The 24,406-nt window shown below is 43.8% G+C and carries 19 protein-coding genes; 11 read left to right on the top strand and 8 right to left on the bottom strand.

The window, feature by feature from the left end; translation table 11 throughout:
• Positions 1-11: 11 nt before the first annotated feature.
• Positions 12-1,436, bottom strand: coding sequence for a HAMP domain-containing sensor histidine kinase (locus tag MKY99_RS29980; RefSeq protein WP_339267976.1), 1,425 nt, complete (start codon positions 1,434-1,436; stop codon positions 12-14).
• Complete coding sequence (locus MKY99_RS29975; RefSeq protein ID WP_188114545.1) at positions 1,433-2,122, bottom strand: response regulator transcription factor; 690 nt, start codon at positions 2,120-2,122, stop codon at positions 1,433-1,435. Before MKY99_RS29975 ends, MKY99_RS29980 begins: the two co-directional genes overlap by 4 nt.
• A gap of 197 nt (positions 2,123-2,319) precedes the next feature.
• On the opposite strand from MKY99_RS29975, the gene MKY99_RS29970 reads away from it, so the two are divergent.
• Entirely contained in the window at positions 2,320-3,522 is a 1,203-nt protein-coding gene (locus MKY99_RS29970) for a macrolide family glycosyltransferase (protein WP_339267974.1), read from the top strand.
• A gap of 55 nt (positions 3,523-3,577) precedes the next feature.
• On the opposite strand, the gene MKY99_RS29965 is transcribed toward MKY99_RS29970, so the two are convergent.
• Positions 3,578-4,336, bottom strand: a complete 759-nt coding sequence (locus MKY99_RS29965) for an SDR family NAD(P)-dependent oxidoreductase (RefSeq protein ID WP_339267972.1) — start codon at positions 4,334-4,336, stop codon at positions 3,578-3,580.
• A gap of 138 nt (positions 4,337-4,474) precedes the next feature.
• On the opposite strand from MKY99_RS29965, the gene MKY99_RS29960 reads away from it, so the two are divergent.
• A complete protein-coding gene (locus MKY99_RS29960) occupies positions 4,475-4,861 on the top strand; it encodes a MerR family transcriptional regulator (RefSeq protein ID WP_339267971.1) in 387 nt (128 codons plus the stop codon).
• A 103-nt stretch (positions 4,862-4,964) separates the two neighbouring features.
• On the opposite strand, the gene MKY99_RS29955 is transcribed toward MKY99_RS29960, so the two are convergent.
• Genes MKY99_RS29955 through MKY99_RS29945 form a run of 3 tightly spaced genes read right to left on the bottom strand, consistent with a single transcriptional unit; the run spans position 4,965 to position 7,583 of the window.
• The gene (locus MKY99_RS29955; RefSeq protein WP_339267969.1) at positions 4,965-5,870 is read right to left on the bottom strand and encodes a DUF5643 domain-containing protein; all 906 of its coding nucleotides are present in this window, start codon (positions 5,868-5,870) and stop codon (positions 4,965-4,967) included.
• A 20-nt stretch (positions 5,871-5,890) separates the two neighbouring features.
• Entirely contained in the window at positions 5,891-7,048 is a 1,158-nt protein-coding gene (locus tag MKY99_RS29950) for a DUF4179 domain-containing protein (protein WP_076285020.1), read from the bottom strand.
• Positions 7,041-7,583, bottom strand: a complete 543-nt coding sequence (locus MKY99_RS29945; protein WP_339267966.1) for a sigma-70 family RNA polymerase sigma factor — start codon at positions 7,581-7,583, stop codon at positions 7,041-7,043. The genes MKY99_RS29950 and MKY99_RS29945 overlap by 8 nt, the downstream gene beginning before the upstream one ends.
• A gap of 352 nt (positions 7,584-7,935) precedes the next feature.
• Between MKY99_RS29945 and MKY99_RS29940 the strand changes: the two genes are divergently transcribed.
• Both MKY99_RS29940 and helD read left to right on the top strand, forming a co-directional pair.
• Entirely contained in the window at positions 7,936-11,994 is a 4,059-nt protein-coding gene (locus MKY99_RS29940; RefSeq protein WP_339271838.1) for a glycosyl hydrolase 53 family protein, read from the top strand.
• 308 nt (positions 11,995-12,302) lie between these two features.
• Positions 12,303-14,726 (top strand): RNA polymerase recycling motor HelD, encoded by a 2,424-nt coding sequence (gene helD, locus MKY99_RS29935; RefSeq protein ID WP_339271836.1) that lies wholly within the window; start codon positions 12,303-12,305, stop codon positions 14,724-14,726.
• Here the strand turns inward: helD and MKY99_RS29930 are convergent.
• Complete coding sequence (locus MKY99_RS29930; RefSeq protein ID WP_339267965.1) at positions 14,690-15,172, bottom strand: VOC family protein; 483 nt, start codon at positions 15,170-15,172, stop codon at positions 14,690-14,692. The two genes, helD and MKY99_RS29930, sit on opposite strands and share 37 nt — an antisense overlap.
• A gap of 158 nt (positions 15,173-15,330) precedes the next feature.
• Between MKY99_RS29930 and MKY99_RS29925 the strand changes: the two genes are divergently transcribed.
• The 7 genes from MKY99_RS29925 (at position 15,331) to MKY99_RS29895 (ending at position 23,671) form a co-directional block, all read left to right on the top strand.
• Positions 15,331-15,765 (top strand): Lrp/AsnC family transcriptional regulator, encoded by a 435-nt coding sequence (locus MKY99_RS29925; RefSeq protein ID WP_076285015.1) that lies wholly within the window; start codon positions 15,331-15,333, stop codon positions 15,763-15,765.
• A gap of 100 nt (positions 15,766-15,865) precedes the next feature.
• Positions 15,866-17,602 (top strand): histidine kinase, encoded by a 1,737-nt coding sequence (locus tag MKY99_RS29920; protein WP_339267963.1) that lies wholly within the window; start codon positions 15,866-15,868, stop codon positions 17,600-17,602.
• An 11-nt stretch (positions 17,603-17,613) separates the two neighbouring features.
• Complete coding sequence (locus tag MKY99_RS29915; protein WP_339267962.1) at positions 17,614-19,188, top strand: response regulator; 1,575 nt, start codon at positions 17,614-17,616, stop codon at positions 19,186-19,188.
• Between the two features lie 169 nt (positions 19,189-19,357).
• The gene (locus MKY99_RS29910) at positions 19,358-20,278 is read left to right on the top strand and encodes an ABC transporter permease subunit (RefSeq protein ID WP_042192982.1); all 921 of its coding nucleotides are present in this window, start codon (positions 19,358-19,360) and stop codon (positions 20,276-20,278) included.
• A 39-nt stretch (positions 20,279-20,317) separates the two neighbouring features.
• Positions 20,318-21,199, top strand: a complete 882-nt coding sequence (locus MKY99_RS29905; RefSeq protein WP_076285013.1) for a carbohydrate ABC transporter permease — start codon at positions 20,318-20,320, stop codon at positions 21,197-21,199.
• A 53-nt stretch (positions 21,200-21,252) separates the two neighbouring features.
• Positions 21,253-22,848 (top strand): ABC transporter substrate-binding protein, encoded by a 1,596-nt coding sequence (locus tag MKY99_RS29900; protein ID WP_042192978.1) that lies wholly within the window; start codon positions 21,253-21,255, stop codon positions 22,846-22,848.
• Positions 22,849-23,086: 238 nt separating this feature from the next.
• The gene (locus MKY99_RS29895; protein WP_339267960.1) at positions 23,087-23,671 is read left to right on the top strand and encodes a Crp/Fnr family transcriptional regulator; all 585 of its coding nucleotides are present in this window, start codon (positions 23,087-23,089) and stop codon (positions 23,669-23,671) included.
• 8 nt (positions 23,672-23,679) lie between these two features.
• Here the strand turns inward: MKY99_RS29895 and MKY99_RS29890 are convergent, their stop codons facing one another.
• Positions 23,680-24,399 (bottom strand): DUF4386 domain-containing protein, encoded by a 720-nt coding sequence (locus MKY99_RS29890; RefSeq protein ID WP_339267958.1) that lies wholly within the window; start codon positions 24,397-24,399, stop codon positions 23,680-23,682.
• Between the last annotated feature and the right edge of the window lie 7 nt (positions 24,400-24,406).

The raw sequence follows: 24,406 nt of genomic DNA, 5'->3' as shown, positions 1-24,406 counted from the left end.
TTTGATCGACGTTAATTTTCATGTTCACTAGGAGACTTCTTAGGAATTCTAATCTGAAAAATGGTTTCCGTCACAGCTTCGTCCAGCAAACGCACGTTGCCATGGTGCAATTCCGCGATTTCCTTGACGATCGAGAGCCCGATGCCAAGTCCCTCGCCTTTTCTTCCACCGTCGGCGCGGTAGAAACGCTCGAAGATACGCTCGCGATCCTCTCGTGCGATCCCTTTACCCCGGTTTTTGACCGTGAGAACCACTTCCTCTTGTTCCTCCGTCAATCCAATTCCCAGATAGTGTCCTTCTTCACCGTAACGAACGGCATTGTCCAGCAAGTTGCGCAAAGCACGTTCGATCAGCGGTGCGTCGATCATAACCTCGATATCCGTATCTTGGATGTCTGCCTCCAACACGATGTTCTTATCGTCCAGGAATAAGAGGTACTCGGCTGCAATCTTTCGCATTAATTCCGACAGGTTATGTGGAGCGAGCTGAAGCCGAAGTAGATGCTCTTCTTGACGGGTAAGGTCGAGTAACTGATCAAGCAGCTTATCCATGTAGCGAGAGCGCTGCAGGATGATTTTGGCCCCGGACTGAAGCTCGTTCTCATTCTTGTACGCACCGGTACGGATCATCTCGGCATAACCCAAAATCATAGTTAACGGCGTTCGCAAATCGTGGGACAGGTCCGATAAGAGCAGTCTTCGCCGATGTTCTAACTGTTCGATTTGGGCAGACTGGCTCTGGATACGCATTGCCATTGAATTGTAGTGTTGGGTCAGCTGAGCGATCTCGTCCCTCGACGTATCTTCCAGCACGATGACATCGCTTCGGATTCCGACTTGGTTCAGCGCGTTGTTCAGTTTTGTAATGCGACGATCGGTGGAAGAGAAGAACCATAAGGAAAGGAGATAGGGAAGCAACAACGCCAGTAACAGAGGTAAAATAAATGTTAGTAAAGCCTTATACGTTCGGAGAAAAAAATATATTTGTCCAGATGTCATGTCTTCGCTGGATAAACTCAATAACATGTAATAGGATCGATAATCATGGGCAACGGAATAAGTAAGAGTGATCGGAGTATTTTCACCCCAAAGATTATTTGGCATATGGTCAACACGGTCGGCTAATTTGCGGAAGTCGTAGGAATTATTCTCGCCGGCGGAATCATACAGCGTCGAACCGTCCTCAGCCAGCCACTCTAGGCGGATCTTGGAATGCGGACGTAGTACTTCTTCCAGAATGGGTTGAACCTCTGGTCCCGAGTAGGCGTCTTGCCGTTCTATAGTCGTAAGTGCTTCTTGTGAGATGGCGTTTAACGTCTTCAGATCATATCCCGGGGTCCAAGTCTTCCCGGTCATTAGGGTAATCGTAATAAACAAGACGATGCTTCCTGCGGCACTGGATAGCATCATCAGCCATAGCTTAGTTCGTCTCTTCATCGTCCGTCACCTGAGAGGCGATAGCCGATGCCGCGAATGGTATGAAGATTAGATTGGGACCCGGGTGCGCTTTCAAGTATTTTTCGGATGCGGCTGATGAAGACGCTGAGGTTGTTGGCGTCATAGTTTTCATGCTGCCAGACTTGTTTGTAGATTTCTCCTTTTGTTAGTACGCGATCAGGATTGAGCATGAACACTTGCAGTAGATGGCATTCGACTGGAGTCAGTCCATGTTGTTGTCCATCATTATGTAGTACATAATTGTCGATATCCAGAATAAGTTTATTCAATTGAATCACATGGGGCCGGTTGGAGGTCTCAGGATGGCGCCTGCGGAAATGGGCCTGTATCCGTGCTAGCAGCTCCATTGGACTGAAGGGCTTGGTCATGTAATCGTCGGCTCCCAGTCCAAGTGCGTCGATTCTGTCTTCCACTTCTCTTCTCGCACTAAGCGCAATGACCAGCGTTTCCGGACGATGTTCCCGCAAGTAGCGTAGAACTTCGAAACCGTTACCGTCGTCCATCATGATGTCCAGAACGATCAGTGAGAAAGGCTGCGCTTGTAGCTGTAAGATCGCCTGCCGCCCAGACTCCGCTTCGGCGATGTCCCATCCGGCGCGTTCCAGATGTAAGCGAATAAGCTCACGAATGTCGGGTTCATCATCGACGATCAGAATCCGGTCCATGTTTTCATCACTCTCCATTTTTTGTTAACTATGATTTCATTATTATAGCAAAATTAGGTAAAATTAGGATCGGAATATCGACTGGGGATTTTGATAAGTAGAAGTTTCTTAGATAAACTTATAATGGGTACATTGAAAAGGACAAAAGAGGGAGCTACATACATCGTAACTTAGGTCATAACTGAGGAGTGGTAGGCATGGCACGTGTCTTATTTATTAATGCTGGATCAGAGGGACATATCAATCCAACGATTGGCGTTGTGCAGGAGCTCATTTCTCTCGGAGAAGAGGTAGTGTACTTCACTATAGAAGCTTTTCGGGAGCATATGGAGGAGACAGGTGCTATAGTACGGACATTGGACGCTCAACAATTTATAAAAGCCTTTATTTCAGGTGGGAGAGATTATCTGCTTGAAAGAGTCAATGGGCTTTTACTTACGGCGGATATCGTTATACCAAGCGTTCTTGAACAGATTAAGGGGGAGCATTTCGATTACATCATCCATGATTCGATGTTTGGTTGTGGACGTTTACTGGCTCAAATTCTTAATCTTCCTGCAATCAACTCTTGTACTTCTTTTGCACAGACAAAGGAATCATTTGATCAAGTCATGGGACGATTCTACACAGAAGCCCCTGCAGAAATAGTAAAAGCTGTAGACGATAGATTTCAAAGTCTGACCATAAAAATAAAGGAACAATATGGTGTGCAGATTCACTCTCCTTACGAAGTGTTCTGTAATCCTGCACCACTTACAATCGTATATACGACAAGGGAGTTTCAACCTTATGGAGAAGCCTTCGACCCATCGTATAAATTCGTTGGTCCTTCCATCTCTTCACGATTAACGCCAGATCATTTTGATTTTTCTGCAATCAAGGGGAAGGACCTAATTTACATTTCAATGGGTACGGTCTTCAACCAAGCAAGTGATTTCTATAAGCTTTGTTTTGAGGCATTCGGGAATACGGAGCATACGATTGTTATGTCCATTGGGAACAAAGTGCAAATCTATGATTTAGGAGAAATTCCTCCCAACTTCATAGTTAAAAACTATGTTCCACAGACGGATATATTACAGTACACAAAAATATTCATTACACATGGTGGAATGAATAGTGCGCATGAAGGACTCTACTATGGGGTTCCGCTAATTGTAATCCCACAAAGTGCGGATCAGCCGATCATTGCGGAGCAAGTGGTCAATATTGGAGCGGGCATTAAATTACAAATGCAAGGATTAACTGCAACCCAACTGCGTGAAGCTGTAGAGCGTGTGCTCACCCTTCCGTCATTCCAAAAAGCTGTTGCAACGACTAAAGATTCCTTTCGGACATCCGGTGGACCTCATCAAGCTGTTGATGAGATTTTCGAATGGAAGTGTCAATATCTTGGTTAGTGTGCATGGCCATCCGTTGAAGGATGGCCATATTTGTTTAACTTTCGAGACAAGCCTATCGCGTACTCTCCACATAATTAAAAATAGCATCTCTCAACTCAAACTCGTACGTCAAACCATTCACAAGTCCCACCACATGATTGCTGTCATACAGATCGAGCATGAAGCCAGCCATTTCCTTTGCGGTATGGAATTTCCGCACAGCGCCGTGATATTCGAAATTCGTGACATCGAAAGCACGTTTCGCGAATTCTGTTTCTGTTGCGGCAGGTGCCAACACTTTAGCCTGCATAGGTGCACCTTGACTCTTCAACTCATGAGATAGTCCTTCAGTAAATGCACTTACATAAAACTTCGTCGCACAGTACGTTATAGCATTGCCCACAATCGTATAACCGCCACCAGATGAAACGTTAATTAATTGCGTGCCATCAATAGTGGAGTAGTCTCGAACGAATAAAGAGGAGAGTATAGTCAACGCTTCTATGTTCAGATGTAGCATTGTAGTTATTTTATTTAAATCTTGCTCGGCCACTGAAGCAAAGTTCCCAAATCCGGCATTGTTGATCCAGGTTTCGATGGAATATCCTTGCAGGCTTTCATACAATGTATAAGCATTCTCGATAACGGATAAGTCAATCGTTTGAATGACAACCTCTACATTAGGATGAATACGAGCGATTTTAGACTGTAATTCCTCTAGCTGTTCCTTTCTGCGGGCCACAAGGATTAAGTTTTTTCCACGAGAAGCAAAAGCTAGGGCAGCTTCATAACCTATCCCTGAACTAGCCCCGGTAATTACAGTATACTTCATGTGATTTCCTCCTATTTCTTCTACGAGAATGTAATTCGATCTTACAGCGATTTGATTATATAGGTTAGAGTTTACTCTAAGGCAAATGTTTTTTATAATCAGGGTGACTTTCAAAATAAAATAGATTAGAGGATTTGCATGTACACGATTAGCGAGGTATCCAACTTATTGGAGATAACCACATATACACTGAGATATTATGAAAAAGAAGGGATCGTTGCTCCGATACGCAATGCCAATGGAGAAAGGGTATATGATGATACTCATCTTGCTTGGCTGCGATTTGTACTGAGGTTGAAACAAACCCAAATGCCCATCTCACAAATCCGGCAATATGCCCAGTTATATTTAGAAGGAGAACATACAAGCCAAGCCCGCTTGAATCTTCTGGAAGATCATAGAAGCTCAGTTCAAGATCAAATCAGACATTTAACAGAGACAGAGAAGATGCTGAACGACAAAATTGCTAATTACAAGGTCTTCATTAGTAAAGGGAATACACTGGATTTGTCTATGGATGATTAGTTGTAAAATTACGCTTCATCCATGAAAAAGGAGATTACCTCAGGCCTCACGGCCAACAGGTAATCCCCTTTTCCTCATACATATGGATCTGTTGCAGCGTTTATTATTTCAGAGGAATTTTGATCACTAGTTGCTTGTTGTAATTTTTAACTACATTACCTTTGGCATCTACTTTATAAGCCCCTGCAGTGCCTTTTTCAAACACCGCTTGATAAGGTCTGATAATGAGATATTCTGCGGCCGGGCGAAGCGCCTCGAACAATAAATCTTCAGAAACAGTATTATGGGTTGTTGCAACAGATTCCCGTGCAATATATTCTAATTCGTTTCCCAGATTATCATAAATATCATATCCTAAAGCCTGTGCTTGGGTAGCAACCCCTTTAACTGCTAAAGCAATGCGCACAGAAGTCTCTCCCACAGCAACACGATTAGTTTTGATTTCAAATTGGTTGTCTTTCTTTAAAGCTGGTAGCTGAATGTTACGCGCTACTCCTGCTTGCTTAAGAGAAAACTTTAGTACATACGGATCTTCGATTCCGTTAAGCTTCACATGGATGCTCAATTCAGAGGAAGCCAGGCTTGCCTTTTGCTGCTCAGTTAGCCATCCGGTCTGCAATACAACAACCGCCTTGTTGGCGTCACCATCACTGATCCAGCGTGGTGATTTAAAATCAATTCCACCTGAATTAGTGAGCTTGGCGTCTACTGCCATAATGGTTCCTTCTGCAAGGTAAGGCTCACCTTTATCGTTCAAGGTTACACCTGCGAGCATTCCTGAGAACAGGGATCCCTCACGGCTCAGATCGATCTTAATATAATTACCGTCAAACTGTGCACTGCCCTTTAAAGTAAGCTGATCGTGTGAATCGGCGACTTTTGTTGTATTCAGGGAAGCTTCAGCGGCGGTTTGAACACTGGCTGCTTGGGTTAAAGCCGGCATTCCCAACGCTCCAAGGCATACAGCAGCACTTAAAATTACAGACAATTTTGTTGTCATTTTCTTCATGATATCATTCTCCTTAGTGTTTATTTAACTAGCACATTTATTTCCAGACCATCGATATAATGCTTCACAGGATTTCCGGAGCTGTCTGTTTTGAATGCGCCACTCTTACTTTTTGGATCCTCGAACTCATAAAGATAGCCACGGATTGTGAGCATATTGGGATGTTTCTCGAAAGGCTCTACAAGCAGATTCAGATCCTGTGATCTATTGGATGAAAGGAGTGCTTTTTGCGATATATTTTCCAATACCAGTCCCTGTTCATCCGTCACTTCAAAGCCCAATGTATTAAAATCTGCGTAATCCCCGTCAGTCTCTTGTTCAATGTTGAGTAACAGGCGCGTGGTTAATGGGCTATATTCCAGCTTTTGCAGCGTCAGACTCCATCCCTCTGCTTGGGCGCGCATATCAGGTACGACAATACTATTTTCTGTAACCTTACGTGCAGGAATCTCCAGAATGTATGGTGTATCTATACCGTTTAAAAGAAGGGTTACAGTCAGTTCAAATTGATCAGGGAAAGGCTTGGTGATCCCCAAATTCGAAGAATCCACCAGTTGAAAAATAGCTGTACTCTGCTCCTTGCCTTCCATCCAGGTTAGAAAAGGAACAGCTTCCCAATGACCATCTGAGAATTCCTCCATTGAAACCCCATCGATCAAAACTTCTGCGGACATTATTGAACCTTTGCCTAGAAAAGGCTTCCCATCCGCTCCAATCGTCACGCCGGTGAGCTTCCCGTCCAGCCCTTCTCCCTCGCGCTTCACTGAGAATGCCAATCGGTTGCCATCAAATACAGCCTCTTCGGCAGACAAGGTGATTCCATCATGCGTATCACTGCTATTCGGTCGGGTAATCAGACCCAGACGCTGAGCAGCTTGCAATCCTATATCATCTGCCCGTTCAAAAATTCCGCCTATCCATGGAAGCTGCTTGAGCGCATTGGCCAACGTTGGCGGATAGACGGCCGTTAGCATAACACTTAGCACTATCGCTGCAGATACAGCAGCTGCGATTTTTGGATATATCCGTTTTTTCTTTTCCTTTTCCACAGGATCCTGAACGATTGTGGCGAGTGATGCATAAATCGAATCCTGCCGCGACCGCAGTAAAGGTGGAAGCTCCTGTATATTAGCCTTTCCTAGCTCCCTGATCTGCTTTTCTAAATTGTTATTATTCATTAGCAAGACCCTCCTCCCGCACAGGATGTATCTGTTTGGACAACAATCTCCGTGCGCGATGAAGTCGTGCCCTGACCGCTCCTTCGGAGATGTCGAGCACATCTGCAATCTGCTTAATGGATAAATCGTCAAAATAAAAAAGCACGATAGCAAGCCGCAGGGATTCGTCCAACTGATTAATGAAGCTTTGCAGGTCTACGTTGCCTGAATCTTCAAAATGCACATAGGAATCGACCGGTTCTTCGGGAATTTCCGCCACAGCTATAGTTCGCTCTCGCATACGAAGTAACTGATTGCATTCATTAATCAGGATGCGTATAACCCAGGTTTTAAAAAACTTAGGCTGCTTAAGGTTGGCCAACCCTTTATACACCTTCAGTGTCGTCTCCTGAAGAGCATCCGCGCAATCTTCATCTTTTAGCAGAATGGTTTTGGCTAATCTGTACAACTGGGATTCCAGTTGCCTAAAAAGACGGGTAAACGCCTCGTGGTCGCCTTTCTGCGCTTTTTTGATATCCAGTTCGTTTTCCAGCAAATGATTGTTCCTCCTTGAGGGCCCTCTGTATGATTAGATGGAGAAGGCATACAAAAAGTTATATTTGGATAAAAAAATCTGAAATCTATTTAATATCATCTATTCCAGAATAATGGAAAATGAAGATTAAAGCCTATAAAGCTTGCTTAAGCATACAAAATGTTATCTTTTCATCCGTTACTAAATATTTTAACTATTGGTATATTGATTTGTAAGTGCTTACATATCTTAGGACGCACACATATGCATCTGAAAATTTAGAATGGAAGGTGATCAGAACGTGAGAGTTAATCAAAAGGGTATCTCTGCATTTTTAGCAGTGTTGTTGCTGCTAAGTTCATTCTCATTCAACATGAGGAGTGCTTTGGCTGCAGATTCGAACAGTTCTTTAATAGTAAATGGCGGTTTCGAGGACAATTTCTGGGAAGATGGATCATGGAGTGTCGATACGTCAGATTGGAATCAAGTAGAAATTAAGCATTTTGCATATGCCGATGATACTTGGCTAAATCCAGATGAAGGAGCTCATGCTTTCAAATATTGGATTAACAAAGTCGCTACTGGAAACCAGACCATCTCGCTTAAGCAGACTATAACGAACCTCCCTGCGGGAAGTTATGAGCTCTCAGTCAAGTCGATGGGCGGTACTGACAATGAAACGGGGAATGTTGAATTGTTTGCGGGAGACGAGAAGGCATCCGCTGTTGCTACCACTGGCTATAATGCTTGGGGAACGCTCACCCTGAAATTTATCTTGAAGCAGGATACCCCGAGTCTTGAGGTTGGTGCGAACATAAGCGGCGCTCCAAGCGCATATGGATTTCTGGACAGCTTTGAGTTGAAACAGTTGAGTACGGATACGACCCAGCCGGTGCCGGCGGATATTTTTGTAAAGAAGGTGGAAGGACTCCAGCCTGATTTTATTAAAGGCGTGGATATCTCCAGTATTATTTCTTTAGAGAATAGCGGAGTCGAGTTTTACAATGAAAACGGAGAAGTGCAGGATATTTTTACAACCGTACATGAAGCCGGGGTTAATTACGTTCGGGTACGGATATGGAATGATCCTTTTGATACAGCTGGAAAAGGTTATGGTGGTGGCAATAATGATCTGGCCACCGCGATTGAAATTGGGAAAAGGGCGACCGCAAACGGCATGAAGCTGCTAGTGGATTTTCATTATTCCGACTTTTGGGCCGATCCGGCCAAGCAGCATACGCCTAAGGCATGGGCCAATCTGAGTTTCGAAGATAAGAAGACTGCACTTTACGAATATACCAAAGTAAGCCTGCAAGCCCTGCTTGATGCAGGTATTGATATTGGTATGGTTCAGGTAGGCAATGAAACGAATGGACAATTCGTTGGTGAATCTAATTGGACGAAGATGAGCCAATTGTTCAATGAGGGAAGCAAAGCCATTCGGGAGATCGATCCTAATATTCTGGTTGCTCTGCATTTTACAAATCCGGAGTCGGCAGGCAGATATGCCACTATAGCTAAGAATTTGCAAGATAACAATGTAGACTATGATGTGTTTGCAAGTTCTTATTATCCATTCTGGCACGGTACATTAAGCAATTTGACATCCGTGTTGAAGCAAGTCGCTGATACTTATGGGAAAAAAGTAATGGTAGCTGAAACCTCTTACGCGTATACCGCAGAAGACGGGGATGGACACGGAAATACAGCGCCGCAAAGCTCAGGTCAAACTTTAAACTACCCTATCAGCGTTCAAGGTCAGGCTAACTCAGTTAGAGACGTGATCGAAGCGGTTGCGAATGTGGGTAACGCGGGAATTGGCGTGTTTTATTGGGAGCCTGCTTGGCTTCCGGTAGGTCCGAAAGACAATCTGGAGCAGAATAAGTTGATATGGGAACAGTACGGTTCCGGTTGGGCATCCAGCTATGCGAAGGAATATGACCCTGATGATGCAGGGGAATGGTATGGCGGAAGTGCCGTTGATAACCAGGCTTTGTTTGATTTTAACGGACATCCGCTTGCCTCGCTGAATGTGTTCAAATATGTGAATACAGGCGCAGTGGCCCCTATTGCTGTAGATGAAATTAAGGATGTTTCGATAACGGCGATTGCTGGGGAGCCAATCCATCTGCCAACAGACGTAAGTGTTACTTACAATGATGGAAGTTCCGGCAAGATGTCAGTGGTTTGGGATCAAGTTGCGCTTGAGCAAGCCATTAGCAAGGGCGCGGGCAGCTATGTGATCGGTGGAACGGTGGAAGGCGGTCAGGTGGTAAAGGCTCTTCTAGTTATTAAAAAAGAGAACTTTATCGTCAACGCAGGCTTTGAAAATAGCGATAGAAGCATGTGGAAAATCACCTATGCTGACGTTAATGCTCCACATACAGACTACCAAAATAAAGTTACAGATGCCAAAACAGGCAACTATTCACTACATTTCTACTCTGCGAAAGCAGTGGATTTTAGAGTAGAGCAGACTATTTCTGGTCTGAAGCCGGGATATTATAATCTTTCGATGTTTATTCAAGGGGGAGATGCTGCCAACCCCAATATGAATCTGTTTGCTGTAACGGATGGTAAGGAAGTAAAAGTAAACACCGGTGTGAAAGGATGGGCACAGTGGAATAATCCTGAGATCCAGGATATTCTCGTTACCGATGGATCCCTTACAATCGGAGCTAATATCAAAGCAGACGGCGGCGCATGGGGATCGATTGATGATTTCTATCTAAGCTTTGTCAAAGGTATTGAGGAACCTGCTATTGTTGATACGGATGCAGAAGTACAAAATATCACTTCTATGACAGCTACGGTTGGAGGAAATATCACTTCGGACGGTGGCGCTAAGGTTACAGAGCGAGGAATCGTATATTCTACTAGTGCCAATCCGACAATTGAGGATGGTAAAGTTATAGCTGAATCAGGTGGAATAGGAGCCTTTTCAGTAAGTCTTGCAGGACTTCAATCTGGAGCTACCTATCATGTACGTGCCTACGCAGTGAATGCAACCGGAGTAAGCTATGGACAAGAGATTACGTTTACAACATTAAGCTCTAGTGCAAGCTTGAATAGCTTGGATTTGAGCGGGATAACATTGGATCAAACAGTGAGCGGAAGTGTATACGACTATACAGCGAGTGTACCGTATTCTTTATCTAACTTCACAGTGACGGCAACGGCCAGCGATGCTGTCTATGGTACCTTGACAGTGAGTACGTACAATAGTGCCAATACACTTGTGGCCGGTCCGATAAGTTTGGCAAGTGGGGCAACAAGCATAGAGCTTCCCCTTGAAGTAGGTAGTAACCGATTGGAGTTATTCGTAATTGCCCAAGATGGCACAGGTACGAGATACACAGCAACAATAACGAGAGCTGCGCAAGATAACGGTTCTGATGGTAATGGAAACGGTGGTAATGATGGTGGTAGTACCTCTAATGTCGTACTTCCGGTTATCTCCTCCAATGGGAAACTGACGCTTCCTGCAGGTCAAGCGGGTGAAGTCAGATTGGATAATGGGCTTGTGATTTCAATTCCAGCTAATGCTTCAGGCAAGCAGTTGGTATTAACGATTGAGAAAGTGCTTGATTCGCAGAATCTTCTCAGCAATCATGAGATTTTCGTAAGCCCGATCTATGAAGTTCTAAAAAACTTCGCGGAGAACTTTAGTAAACCAGTCGCGCTAACCTTTGTGTTCGATTCAGGACAAGTGAAGAGCGGCCAAACTGTAGCGATCTTTTATTATGATGAAGTGAAGAAGAGCTGGGTGAAAGTTAATGGCGGCAAAATAGATGGAAATCGCATTGCTGCAGATGTGGATCACTTTACGAAGTTTGCTGTACTCGTAGTGGATCAAGCGACTGGATTACCGGTAACCAATGTATCTACTGAACCGACGACAGAGGTTCAATTTAGCGATATCTCGGGACATTGGGCACAGGCTAATATTAAGAAAGCGGTGAGCGAAGGGATCGTCAAGGGTTATGCCGACGGAACGTTCAAACCGAATGGTGCGGTGACACGCGCTGAATTTGCGGTGATGCTGATGAATGCGCTGAAGCCAACTGGAAACGGTGTGGAATTGGGCTTCACAGATACAATCCCTGCTTGGGCTGAGAAGTCCATTGCACAAGCCTTAGAGGCGAAGATTATACGCGGCTATGAGGATGTTACCTTCCGTCCGGCAGCGAGCATAACACGTTCGGAGCTAGCAGTTATGATCGCTAGAGCAGCAGGGGTAGATTTAACAACGGCGGCATCAACAGGCTTTGCTGATGATAGCCAAATTCCTGCATGGGCAAAGGATGCGGTTGCAGCCGTGAAGAAATCAGGCATTGTGAGCGGACGTAACGGCAATGTATTTGCACCAAATGAGACCGCAACAAGAGCAGAGGCAGTAACCATCATTATGAATCTGCTGCAAACTAAATAGTAAACCTACTGTAGTAAGAAAAAAGACCGTCCTTAGGACGGTCTTTTTGTCTATTCTCTATGTGCGCCCAAGCTTGGCATTCAAAAAAAGAAGAACCAGCAGAGTCTGCTGGTTCTTCTTACTTATATAAATAATTTGCATGCAAAGAAAGATCGTGATATTATAAAATAATCACTGTTGATTTCACGAATTTACACATAAGTGTAACATCTTATCTACACTATTATAATACCATGTGGATTAACAGTTTGTCAAATTTTAATTTTTGCTTCTTTATAACAAGAATGAAAAGGAGCGTGTTCGTGAAGATGGTAAATGTAATGGATTGGCAGCAAGAACAAGATCGGCTTGATTTGGTTACGGAAAAGCTGCAATCAAGAATCGCAGAACTAGAGCCAGAAGTGACTGGGCTACGTGATCAAGTGGTGGACATTCGGAAGCGGTTTTGGGAAGAAGTCACGGTCAATACGAGCACAGACGAAGATTTCGAAGAGACCTTCTACAGTATAAAGCAGCAAGAAGCGTTGTTGTCGGAGCGGGAGCGCAGCCACCGGCAGCGGGTGCAGCGTTTTAAGAATATGAAACGGCTACTGCCATCTCCCTATTTTGGGCGAATGGATTTTCAAGAAGATGGTTTGGGCTTGAGTGAGAAAATTTATATCGGAGTGGCTTCTTTCGTTGATGCAGACGGTGTGGACTTTCTGGTGTATGACTGGCGAACGCCTATTGCAAGCATGTATTATGATCATTCCCCAGGGCCATCTACTTACGAAACGCCGGGAGGACAGATTACAGGTGAGATGATGCTGAAGCGGCAATATCAGATCCGTTACAGTCAGCTCCAGAACGTGTTCGATACGAGCTTAACGATCGGGGACGAATTGCTTCAGCAGGTGCTTGGCAAAGGCGCAGATTCACAAATGAAGAGCATTGTGGCGACCATCCAGAAGGAACAGAACGCCATCATCCGCAATGACAAAAGCCGTATGCTTATTGTGCAAGGAGCGGCTGGCAGCGGAAAAACGTCCGCAGCGCTGCAACGGGTAGCGTATTTATTATATAAACACCGCGATAGGCTCAAGGCAGATCAGATCGTTCTTTTTTCGCCAAATCCGATGTTTAACAGTTATGTATCGACGGTGCTCCCTGAGCTCGGCGAAGAGAATATGCAGCAAACGACCTTTCAGGAGTACCTTGCCTATTGGCTCGGATCCACGATGAATTTGGAGGACCCCTTCGAGCAGATTGAATATGTACTGACGTCACAATCCTCGCAGGGGTATGAAGCACGGTTAACGGGGATGCAATATAAGGCTTCTGAGGCTTTCCTGCATGCTCTTCAAAGCTACGCGTTATGGTTAGGCAAAGAAGGTATGCTGTTCCACAGTATCCGTTTCCGGGACCGCGAGTTGATTACTGCGGAGCAAATGAAGTCGCAATTTTACAGCTACGACAGCTCTATACGATTGGCTAATCGCGTTGCTTTACTACGTGAATGGCTGCTGCGTGAGCTGACTAAGCTAGAGCGTCAGGAAATGGAAGCGCCCTGGGTTCAAGATGAAGTCGATTACCTCGACAACGATCAATATGCCGAAGCTTACAGTGAGGTGCTTAAGAAGTACCGGCGAGAGGAAGCTGTCTTCGATTTTACAGAGCAGTATCTTGAAATCTATGGCGATTTTCGTACTCAGAAGGACGGGGAAGAGAATGTCTTTGACTTTAGCTCACAGGAAGATGAGTTACTGCGTCGTATGATCGTGAAGGAGCACTTCAAACCGCTAAGACGGGATGCCAAACGGTTGAAATTCATAGATACGATTGGATTATACGAGCAGTTATTTAGGGATGAAGCCACTTATCAGAAAATGACGGGTGAGACCGAAGTGCCTGACCAATGGTCAGAAATTTGTAAGCAGACGAAGGAAAAGTTGAGCCTTATCGAACTGTTTTATGAAGATGAGACCCCATTCTTGTATTTAAAAGAGCTTATCGAGGGTTCTCGTACGAATACAATGGTGCGGCATTTATTTATTGATGAAGGACAGGATTATTCGCCGTTCCAATTCGCGTTTCTCAAGCAATTGTTTCCCCGCGCCAGCATGACAGTACTCGGCGATTTCAGTCAAGCGATATTCCCGCAAGCGACGAATCTGCAAGAGGTAGATTCTCCTTTGATCCGGCTTTATGGTGAAGAGGAAACGAATCTATTTCGTTTAATCCGAAGCTATCGTTCGACTCGCGAGATTGTGGAGTTTACGAAGGCGCTGCTACCTAATGAAGAGATCGTGCCTTTTGACAGGGGCGGCAAGAAGCCGCACCTATTGAAGGCTAGTAATGATGTGGAGCGGGCGGTGCGGATAAAAGAGGATCTTGCGGCGCTTATGGCCGAGGGTCTCGACTCCATCGCCGTTATTACTAAGACTGCTGCGGAAAGCCGCGAAGCCTATGAAGCACTGCTTGCTCAGGGTGGGGAGAATCTGCGGCTTATTACGAAGGAGACACTCACCTTTGAGAAGGGAACGCTAATTATTCCTGCGTATCTTGCTAAGGGCGTAGAGTTCGACGCCGTGCTAATCTACGATGCTTCTACACAGACTTATCATCGGGAGAGCGAACGTAAACTCTTTTATACAGCTTGTACACGCGCGATGCATCGGCTTCTGCTGTACACGACAAGCGATTGGTCTCACTTTATTCAAGCCTTGGATGCATCTTTGTATGAAGTAGTGTAATTAGACATATCAAAATCAACCTCTTCAAGAAATTCGATAACTTCCCCATTGGGGCTGTGAACGATCGCGTTCTTGATCAGAAGAGGCGGTTCACCAAGAGAAAGCGAATCTGGTGCTATAAAAGCCTTTGCTCCATGAGCAAGGGCTTTTTGGTACATTTCATCTACATTATCCACATAGAAGGCGAAATGTAAGAGTGCTCCGTGAGCTATATCCTCTTCAGACAAGGCTTTTTTCCCTTGGGCGGCAATGACTGCATCGTTATCAAAAATCTCTATGCAAGTTCTTTGATCAGGTGAAATAAGCATTGAAGCTTCTTTGATTTGAAAGGAGGGCAGACTCCAATGATGACCTAACTTAAATCCTAAGGCGTCAATGTAAAATGAAATTGTTGCTTTATAATCTTTGGCTTGAATCGCTATATGTGCAAGACCTTTTACGCTCATTATTAATCACTCCTATATCTAATGTACTATTTATTATAGTTGGATTAAAATAGGAGATACATATATAAGATAAGTGTTTTATCCTGACATGGTTATTGAATATAAGGTATTTTAGTTGAATGGGTTTATTTATTAAAAAGAGCTAGGAGGCGCTTGATATGGAACATCTTATGGATGATATTGATAAAAAGATTATGCAATTATTGCAGTACAATGCTCGAATGCCCATTTCACAAATCAGCAAAGAGGTTTCGATGTCACAACCATCCGTTAAAGAAAGAATCATTAAGTTGGAGGAAAGGAACATCATATCGGGGTATCATACAGCTTTTAATTTGCGGGATCTGAACCGGGGTACGACTACTTTTATTCTAATCAAAACAGAACATTGCCAAGAGCTCACCGATTTTTGCAACGATGCTATGGAAGTTACCGATTTGTTCCGCATTAGTGGAGAATATAATTATCTCATTAAGGTACAGACCTCAACGATTGAGGCGCTTGCTGAATTTCAAGATCATCTTATAAAGTTCGGACCTTCCAAATCGCATATCAGCTTGAAAAATATTTTGGAGAACAGAGTGCTACTCTAAAGCGAAGTTTCCAAATACAAGATATAGTAACCGCTTTCTTTTCATTGTAAAATGGGTCAAAATAGCAGTCGTATTGATACGTATATAAGGGAGCATGCGCATGGAGAGGAAACTGTCTAGTAAAAAGTATATTCCATTCACATACAAGATGATGATTCCGTATCTCATTCTTGTATTGCTGACAGATGTGCTGGTTGGCTATATAGCCTATACAATGCTCGTAGAGTCCAGGACTGAAATGGCGGAAACGAATGTCCGGACCGCATTAAAGCAGACGAGGAACAACATCGAATACCAGACAGATGAAATCAAACGTATGACCAACTCGCTGTTTCTAAATACGAATTTTCAAAATGCCCTTCAGTTCAGGGGAGATCCCTTGGAAAATATGCTCAAAATGAGAGATGATATCGTTCCTTATATGAAGGCCCCTCTGCAACTGTATGGGAACAAGCTGAGACTTGCGCTTTTTACGGTCAATGAGACGATGCTTGAAATTACTGGTGATGATATGTCGACACCTATCGGTCGAAGTGATTATTATGTTCTTTCTGATCAGGTGATCGAGAATACGGAGTGGTTTAAGTCGATTGTTGCGAATAATCAAGACAGTTTGTGGCTTCAAGCGGATACCGACCGTGAGCTAGGTAATATTTCATATTTTCGCAAGCTTGTTTCTTCCAAGGCAGCACCTGCGATTATCGGATATATTCGCGTTACGGCGAGGATTGATGAGCTATTTGGTAATTTTGATACTTTTCCGATTGAACAGGGGATTGAACTTCGTCTGTTGGATAGGGCTACAGGAATGACTTTGTATGAACAAGGTGTTGCTGCTGAAGATACGAAACAAGATGATTATTTAATTATTAGTGAAGATATTCCGGTATCAAGCTATGTCATTGAGGCGCGCGTACCTCACTCTTATTTGAACAAAGATGCTAGTAGAATGCGGAAGGTGATTAGTACCGTTTGTTCCATCAGTTTTTTGGTGATGGCTATTATCGGTTTTCTAGTTGCACGTATATCTGGCAAGAAGATCAAGCGGATTGTGTATTTGGTTCGATCTTTTCAGGAGGGTAATTTTTATAAAAGAATCGGATTTCCAGGGAACGATGAATTTGTCTATATCGCTAATAGCTTCAACCAAATGGCGACCAGCATTCAGGGACTTATCCGGAACGTTTATGTGCAGGGCATTCAGAAAAAGCAAGCGGAGCTGGATGTGCTTCAAGCCCAGATCAGTCCGCATTTCTTGTACAATACGCTGTCGACCATCGGCAGTTTGGCCAATTTGGGGGAAGTGGAGAAGGTTACGCAGATGGTACAAGGCCTCTCTAAATTTTATCGGCTCACTTTGAACGATGGGCATGTATATATCTCACTTGAAAATGAGCTGGAGCAGGTGAGGATGTATCTTGAAATCCAAAGAGTAAAGTATGCGGACGCCTTTGAGGTTTATTATGATGTCGATCCGGAAATTTTACAGGTGCCTATTATTAAGCTGATCTTACAGCCGTTTGTGGAGAATATATTCAAGCACGCCTGGTTCGGGGAGACTATTGCGATTCGTATTACTGGAAAGCGGCTGGGTGACCGCATCGAACTCAAGGTCATTGATAACGGGATCGGCATGCGGCCGGAGACACTTCAAAACATGCGATCAAGCGCATATCAACCAGGCAGCTACGGTCTGAGAAACGTGGAGGAACGAATTAAACTGCGATACGGGAGCGATTTCGGCATTCAAATCGGTAGCTATTTTGGAGCGGGAACGACAGTTCAAATTATTTTACCGGTGGAAAATGCAGAGATCAGGGAAGTGATGGGGGAGTGAGGAGTATGGCGATGGAAATCAATGTTCTGCTGGTGGATGATGAAGTAATCGATTTGGAATGGCTTAGACGGCGTGTAGCCGGCAGTGATCATTTGCCTTTGCATAGCGTGAGAACGGCAACAAGCGGGTTTGCCGCTCTAAAAATGATGGAGCAGCACCCTGTTGATATCATTCTCTCTGATATCGGTATGCCGATTATGTCAGGCGTGGAATTTGCACGGAAAGCGAAGGAGATTAACCCAGAGGTCCATATTCTATTTATTAGCGGACATCAGGATTTCAATTATGCCAAGGAAGCGATTCAATTGAACGCATACAGTTATTTGCTTAAGCCTGTGGATGATGACGAGCTGAACGAGACGCTGACCGAACTCTGCACAAAGATTGAGAAAGAGAGGACGCAGCGTACTTCCTTGTCGGAAACGCTGACGCTTGTTAATCAGGAGCTACTGCTGCGTTGGTTTAACGAGGCTGCACCGGGACAGGTTGAAACGCACATTCATAACGTTCTCACGCCATACTTACAAGGTGCATCAGCGGTTGCCATCATTGAGATCGACGACATGGCGCGAAAAATCCAAACCTGGACGGAAGAAGAGCGGAGTTTATGGAGCAGCACTGCCAATCAGTTTATCCGAAAGTTTGCTCAGGATCAAAATTTGGGCATGGTGATTACGACTTATGACTATCACTTTGTGATCCTTGCTGCGGTTCAGGAACAATATTTTACAGCTTTGCTGGAAGAGTTGATTCGGGTGTTCTATCAGGAGTTCTCCTGTTCGATTACGATTGGAAGAGGAATGTACACAACCGACCCGGTCAAGCTACATGATTCCTATCGGCAGGCGCAGGCCGCTCTAAGCATTAAATGGATCGTAGGGAAGAATAGGTTGATCCAAGATGCCTCGGAATGGTCTCCAAAGGAAAAGATGGCTTCGGACTTAGAGGTTATTGTGGATCGTATGCTTAAAGCTATGCTCGACTACGACCTTACTACTATTGATGATTGCTTGCTTCAGCTATTTGCCGGAGACAGCCCAATCTCCCAGAAAAACGACATCTACGATATCATTATCCGGATTACCTCTAAGCTTCATGCTGATCTGCAGCAAATGAATGAGCATTTGTACGAGATTTTGAATTGGGATTCTCATCATCCTTTTGTGCTGTTTCAGTTCGAAACGGTGCATGATATCCTTTCGTGGCTGAGAAGAAGATTCTTTGAACTGTCGGAGCTGCTTTATTTGAAACGCCAAAGGCAAAAGCGCAAGTTAATTGATGAAATCACGGAGTATGTGAAAGAAAGATTAGATCAAAAAATAACGCTAAACGAGGTCGCCGCACATTTCGACTTTACCCCTAACTATCTGGGGCATCTGTTCAAGGTCGAAACCAATAGTCTCTTCAGCGATTTTCTAAGTGAATTGCGTATGAAGCGGGTATGCGAGCTACTCGAGGATCCAACGAAAAAAGTATATGAGATTGCGGAACAAGCCGGATATAAAAATATTATTTATTTCAATAGGCAGTTCAAGCAATATATGGGCATGTCGCCCGGCGAGTACCGGAAGAAAAATAAAATCTGAATCGATTACTTATTGGGGAGGCTCATGTTCTATATGGAACAGGGTCTTCTTTTTTATCGAAATTGTTTATGAATCGTTGAATTAGTATTATGTTTAGTTGTTTCGCTGAATTATCTCACCGCCGCCGTCCTTTTATAATGAGAGATATAGAGAAGAAAGGGGTGCAAAGATGAAAGGGCATACATTTTGGAGCGATTTAAAAAACTATAGGGTTCTGTTGCTGATGCTGGCTCCGGCGGTTGCTTTTTTTCTTTTGTTTGCCTATGTCCCAATGGCGGGCATTATTATTGCCTTCAAGCATTATGATTACGCGGGCGGTATTTTTGGAAGTGCCTGGAACGGGCTCGATAACTTCCGCTTTTTCTTTGAATCAGGAGATGCCTGGCGGGTAACACGGAATACAGCATTGTACAATATTGCATTCATCGTTGTAAATAACTCTTTGCAAATTTTTGCAGCCATTATGTTGTTTGAGGTCGGTGGCAAATGGTTCCGCAAAATTACGCAATCGGCGTTGTTTCTTCCCTACTTTATTTCATGGGTAGTTGTCGGCGCGATTGCCTATAACCTGCTCAATTATGATATTGGTACTGTGAACGCACTCCTTAGAGGACTCGGGCTAGAACCTATTGATATTTACAATACGCCTGCCTACTGGCCGTATATCCTAGTTCTCGTTTCCGCCTGGAAAGGCCTTGGATACGGAACGGTAATGTACTTGGCCGCGATTACGGGCATAGATACTGAACAGTATGAGGCAGCTGAAATCGATGGTGCCAATATTTTTCAGCGGATCCGGAAAGTGACGATTCCAAATCTTTACCCGACGATTATTATTTTGGTGCTGCTGGCGGTCGGGAATATTTTCCGCGGTGATTTCGGGATGTTTTATAACATGATCGGCAATAACGGTTTGTTGTTCTCTTCGACGGACGTTATCGATACTTTCGTGTTCAGATCGCTGATTACTTCGAATGATATCGGCATGTCGGCTGCGGCTGGCGTTTTCCAGTCCGTTCTTGGCTTCGCAACGATCATGACTGTGAACTATGCTGTTCGTAAATACGATAAAGACCGCGCCTTATTCTAACCGCATCAGAGGTACAGTTTTCATAATGGAGGTAACGATATGAAGCAGCTCGATCGTAAAATATTCTCGGGTATTGGATATGTATCCCTAATCTTTCTCGCAATTTTATGTATATTCCCGTTTATACTTGTCGTATCTTCGTCGCTGACGGAAGAGTCAAAAATATTAACAGATGGCTATCAATTTATACCTACGGCCTTCTCAACAGAAGCCTACAGCATTTTGTTTAAGTATCCCGACCAGATGATTCAAGCCTATATGGTGACTATAGGCGTTACTATAATAGGCACACTGTTTGGTTTGTTTCTGACTTCGATGACGGCTTATGCGCTATCCAGAAAAGATTTTAAATGGCGTAATAAATTTTCGTTCTTCTTTTTCTTTACAACTTTATTTAACGGCGGTCTGGTTCCTTGGTATCTGCTTATGGTCAATTACCTCCATATCAAAGATACATTGCTGGCTTTAGTGATTCCGATGATGCTCAACGTCTTCTACATCATTGTTATGAAGTCGTTTATGGGCAGCATTCCGGAAGCAATCGTAGAATCGGCTAAAATTGACGGTGCAGGCGATTTTAAGATCTACGCTCGTCTAATCCTGCCTCTCTCCAAGCCGGCGCTAGCGACTATTGGTTTGTTTCTGGCTCTTGCCTATTGGAACGACTGGTACAATGCCCTTCTATTTATTTCCGATGAGAAGCTGATGCCGCTTCAATATTATTTGTACAAAATGCTTGGCAATATGGATGGCATGCGAAAAGCCATGATGGGTGCAGGAGCAGTCGTAACCACATCGATCCCAAGCGAGAGCTTGAAGATGGCAATGACGGTTGTAGCTACAGGTCCGATTCTGCTCGCTTATCCATTCGTTCAGAGATATTTCGTTCAAGGCTTGACGATTGGCGCTGTGAAAGGATGAACCCGGGGAAATCCGGTTTATCAATATAATTAATACAAGGGGGAAGGCTTGAAATGCTGAGAAAAAATAGATTCATTATGCTCGCACTCGTTTTAACCTTCGTAATGATTTTGAGCGCATGTGGTGGTGGCAACAACAACGCCAATACACCCGCTAAGGCTACCAATAATGCCGCTGAGGTAACAAGTGAGCCTACAGAAACAGCGAGTGCAACGAATGCAGCCGAAACTTCAGATACCATAGACACCTCTAAAGAAGTAAAGTTGAAAATGATCTTCGTTGGGCCTAAACCGATAGACTATGATAGTGTTTTTGCTGAAATTAACAAGAAACTGAAAGAAAAAATTAATGCGACCCTTGAGGGCGAGTTCTTGGACTGGTCTGACTGGGCTCAAAAATATCCACTGAAGCTGGCAGCTAATGAAGATTTTGACCTCATCTATTCGGCAAACTGGGCCGGTTATAATGACCAGGCACTGAAAGGCGGATTTCTAGAATTAACCGATGAGCTAATTACTAAATATATGCCAAAAACTAAGGAAGCTATGTCAGATGTGAGCTGGGATCAGGCAAAAGTAAACGGCAAACTGTACATGGTTCCACAAAACAGAGGGGAATCTGTTGAAAAGCTGATTCTCTATCGTGAAGATTTGCGTAAGAAATACAATCTTCCTGAAATCAACAGCCCGGAAGCATATGCTACCTATTTGAAGACGATAGCTGAGAAGGAAAAAGGAATTACACCTTTCACTCCGGAAACGGGAGACTGGAAGTATCATAATTTGGACCGTGTATTACTGAAGCAGCAAAACGAATGGAATATGTTTGATCTAGATCTTCCATTTGCCTTCAAATTGACCGATGAAACAGGTAAAGTCTTTAACGTCTATGAAACGCAAGAGTTCAAAGATCTACTCGTGTATTACAAAGATCTCGCTGATAACAATGCTTGGTCGAAAAACGTTCTGAACAGTAAAAATGATCATCAGGCGGATTTTAAAGCAGGTAAAACCGCCTCGATTACGCACAATAACGGAACACTTGGAGCACTCATGGCTTTAATGCGCCAAGAAAATTCTCCTTATGAAGTAGCGTTGGCTGATATTAACCAGGGGAAGAAAAAATCAGTGGCGATTTCTACACAAAACGGTACGTCGATTCATGCGACTTCCAAAAATGTAGAACGTTCCTTGATGCTGATCGATCTGATGCAAAACGATAAAGAACTGCACGACCTGATGATGTACGGCATTAGTGGCGTGCACTATGAACCGGTTGGCGACACCAAATATAAAGCACTCGACAAAAATCCGAACTTTACCGGCTTCTCTAATTGGAACTTCAACTCGCCACTCAACCTTGACAATGAAGCATTCCCGCAAGAAGCTAACGATCTGGCTAAGGGCTGGGAAGCTAACGTCTACCACTATGCCCTTGAAACCTTTGTATTCGACAATAGCAAAGTGAAGACGGAAATTGCCAATGTGGGCAATGTAATGCTCCGCTATGCCATTCCGCTTGAGTACGGCGTAATTAAAGATATCGACAAAGGCCTTGCAGATTTGAACAAACAGCTGAAATCAGCTGGCATTGATAAAATCCAAGCTGAGCTGCAAGCGCAAATCGATGCTTTCTTAGCGAACAAGTAAGTTACAGGATAAGGGAGGCCCAACAGTCATGAAATGGCTGTTGGGCCTCCTTGTTTTGGGGATCGTCCGAATATGAGGCTCACTAGTGGACACAGCTATGCGGCGTATGAAGAGTTGAGAGGTTGCATTTGTTTTAGTATTAGCTAGTATAATTAGGAAAGAGACTCCCTCACGGGAGCATAAATAGCTTCAAGCGCATCATAAGCGGGCCATTAGCTTCGGAAGATTGGAGAGAGATATGAAAAACATATTGTATAAGTATATGAGTAAATTTACATCTCTTAACGAAGAGGATCAGCAGGATATTGTTGAAGGTATCCTTATAGAGGAATTTAAAAAGGGGACAGTGCTTCTTAGACAAGGAGATGTTCCCACAAAATGTTTTTTCGTGCTAAAAGGTTGTGTTAGGCAGTACTCGATAGATGAATCGGGAAAAGAAGTTACATCTAATTTCTACACAGAAGAGCAAGCGGCTTCGATTTTTAATCGGCATCAAGAAAGTAAGCCTTCTGCGTACACCTTAACCTGTCTGGAAGATAGCACATTGGTGGTTGGTGAACTTAATGCGGAACAAGACATGCTTCACAAACACTCGCAATTGGAAACGATGATCCGCAAAATGGTAGAGGAAAACTTAGGTGAGGTACAGGATGAATTAACTTCATTTATCGCTTCCAATCCTGGAGAACGTTACAAAGCTTTGTTGCGAAAAAGACCTCACTTACTCACTCGCGTACCTCAGCATCAATTGGCCAGCTATCTGGGGATGACACCAGAGTCATTAAGTAGAATTAAGAAGCGGGTTCATTCCAGTGATAACTAAAAAGAAAGTCATACAGTTTTGTGGAGTTTTCCTCCTCTAAGCAGCAGCCATATCCCAAAGCCTAGTTCTCCTACAATCATAGGAATAGTGAAAACGTAATTTAATATTGTAATGACCCCTTCGTATTGTGGGAGAAATATTTTGCTTAGATGAATGATCATATAACCTATTGAAGCAAGCAGCAATAAGATGCCGATTACTTTAGGGATGATGCCAGATTTTAAAGCCACATAGCCCACAATTAACAGATGCCCGCCAAAAACGACCAATCCCATAGACCAAATCCATTGAAATGCATCCAGAAATAACATCATAAATGCTTGAGTCTGTTCGATTTTTAATGAGGAAAAGTCGATTGTATTTCCCGTGAGCAGCAGCACAACTATCAAGTTAAGTATAGAGACTCCCAATATAGCGGAATAGGTTAGACGAAGCCAGGCGCCGAGTAATGATAGCTTTTGGTTAATCGGTTCTAGAAACACATAAAACGCCCAGGCGACCAGGATGTCAGTAATCATAATGATGATCCAACCCAAAATTTCACCTTTGAAAAGGTTAGTGGATGACACAAGGTTATTGAATGTGACGCTGGCATCGCCCTGAACAACAAGATTCCCATGGACAAAGCCATACGAAAAAAATGAGGCAAGGGTCATGATAATAAGTGAGATTCCAGCAGTTAAAGCGGACTTTCGCTGATTCGATAGATCTTTTTCTGAGATAGCCATAGATAGC

Source organism: Paenibacillus sp. FSL R5-0470 (genome assembly GCF_037975205.1).
Lineage (GTDB): Bacteria > Bacillota > Bacilli > Paenibacillales > Paenibacillaceae > Paenibacillus_AQ.
This window is presented reverse-complemented; position numbering and strand designations above follow the sequence as displayed.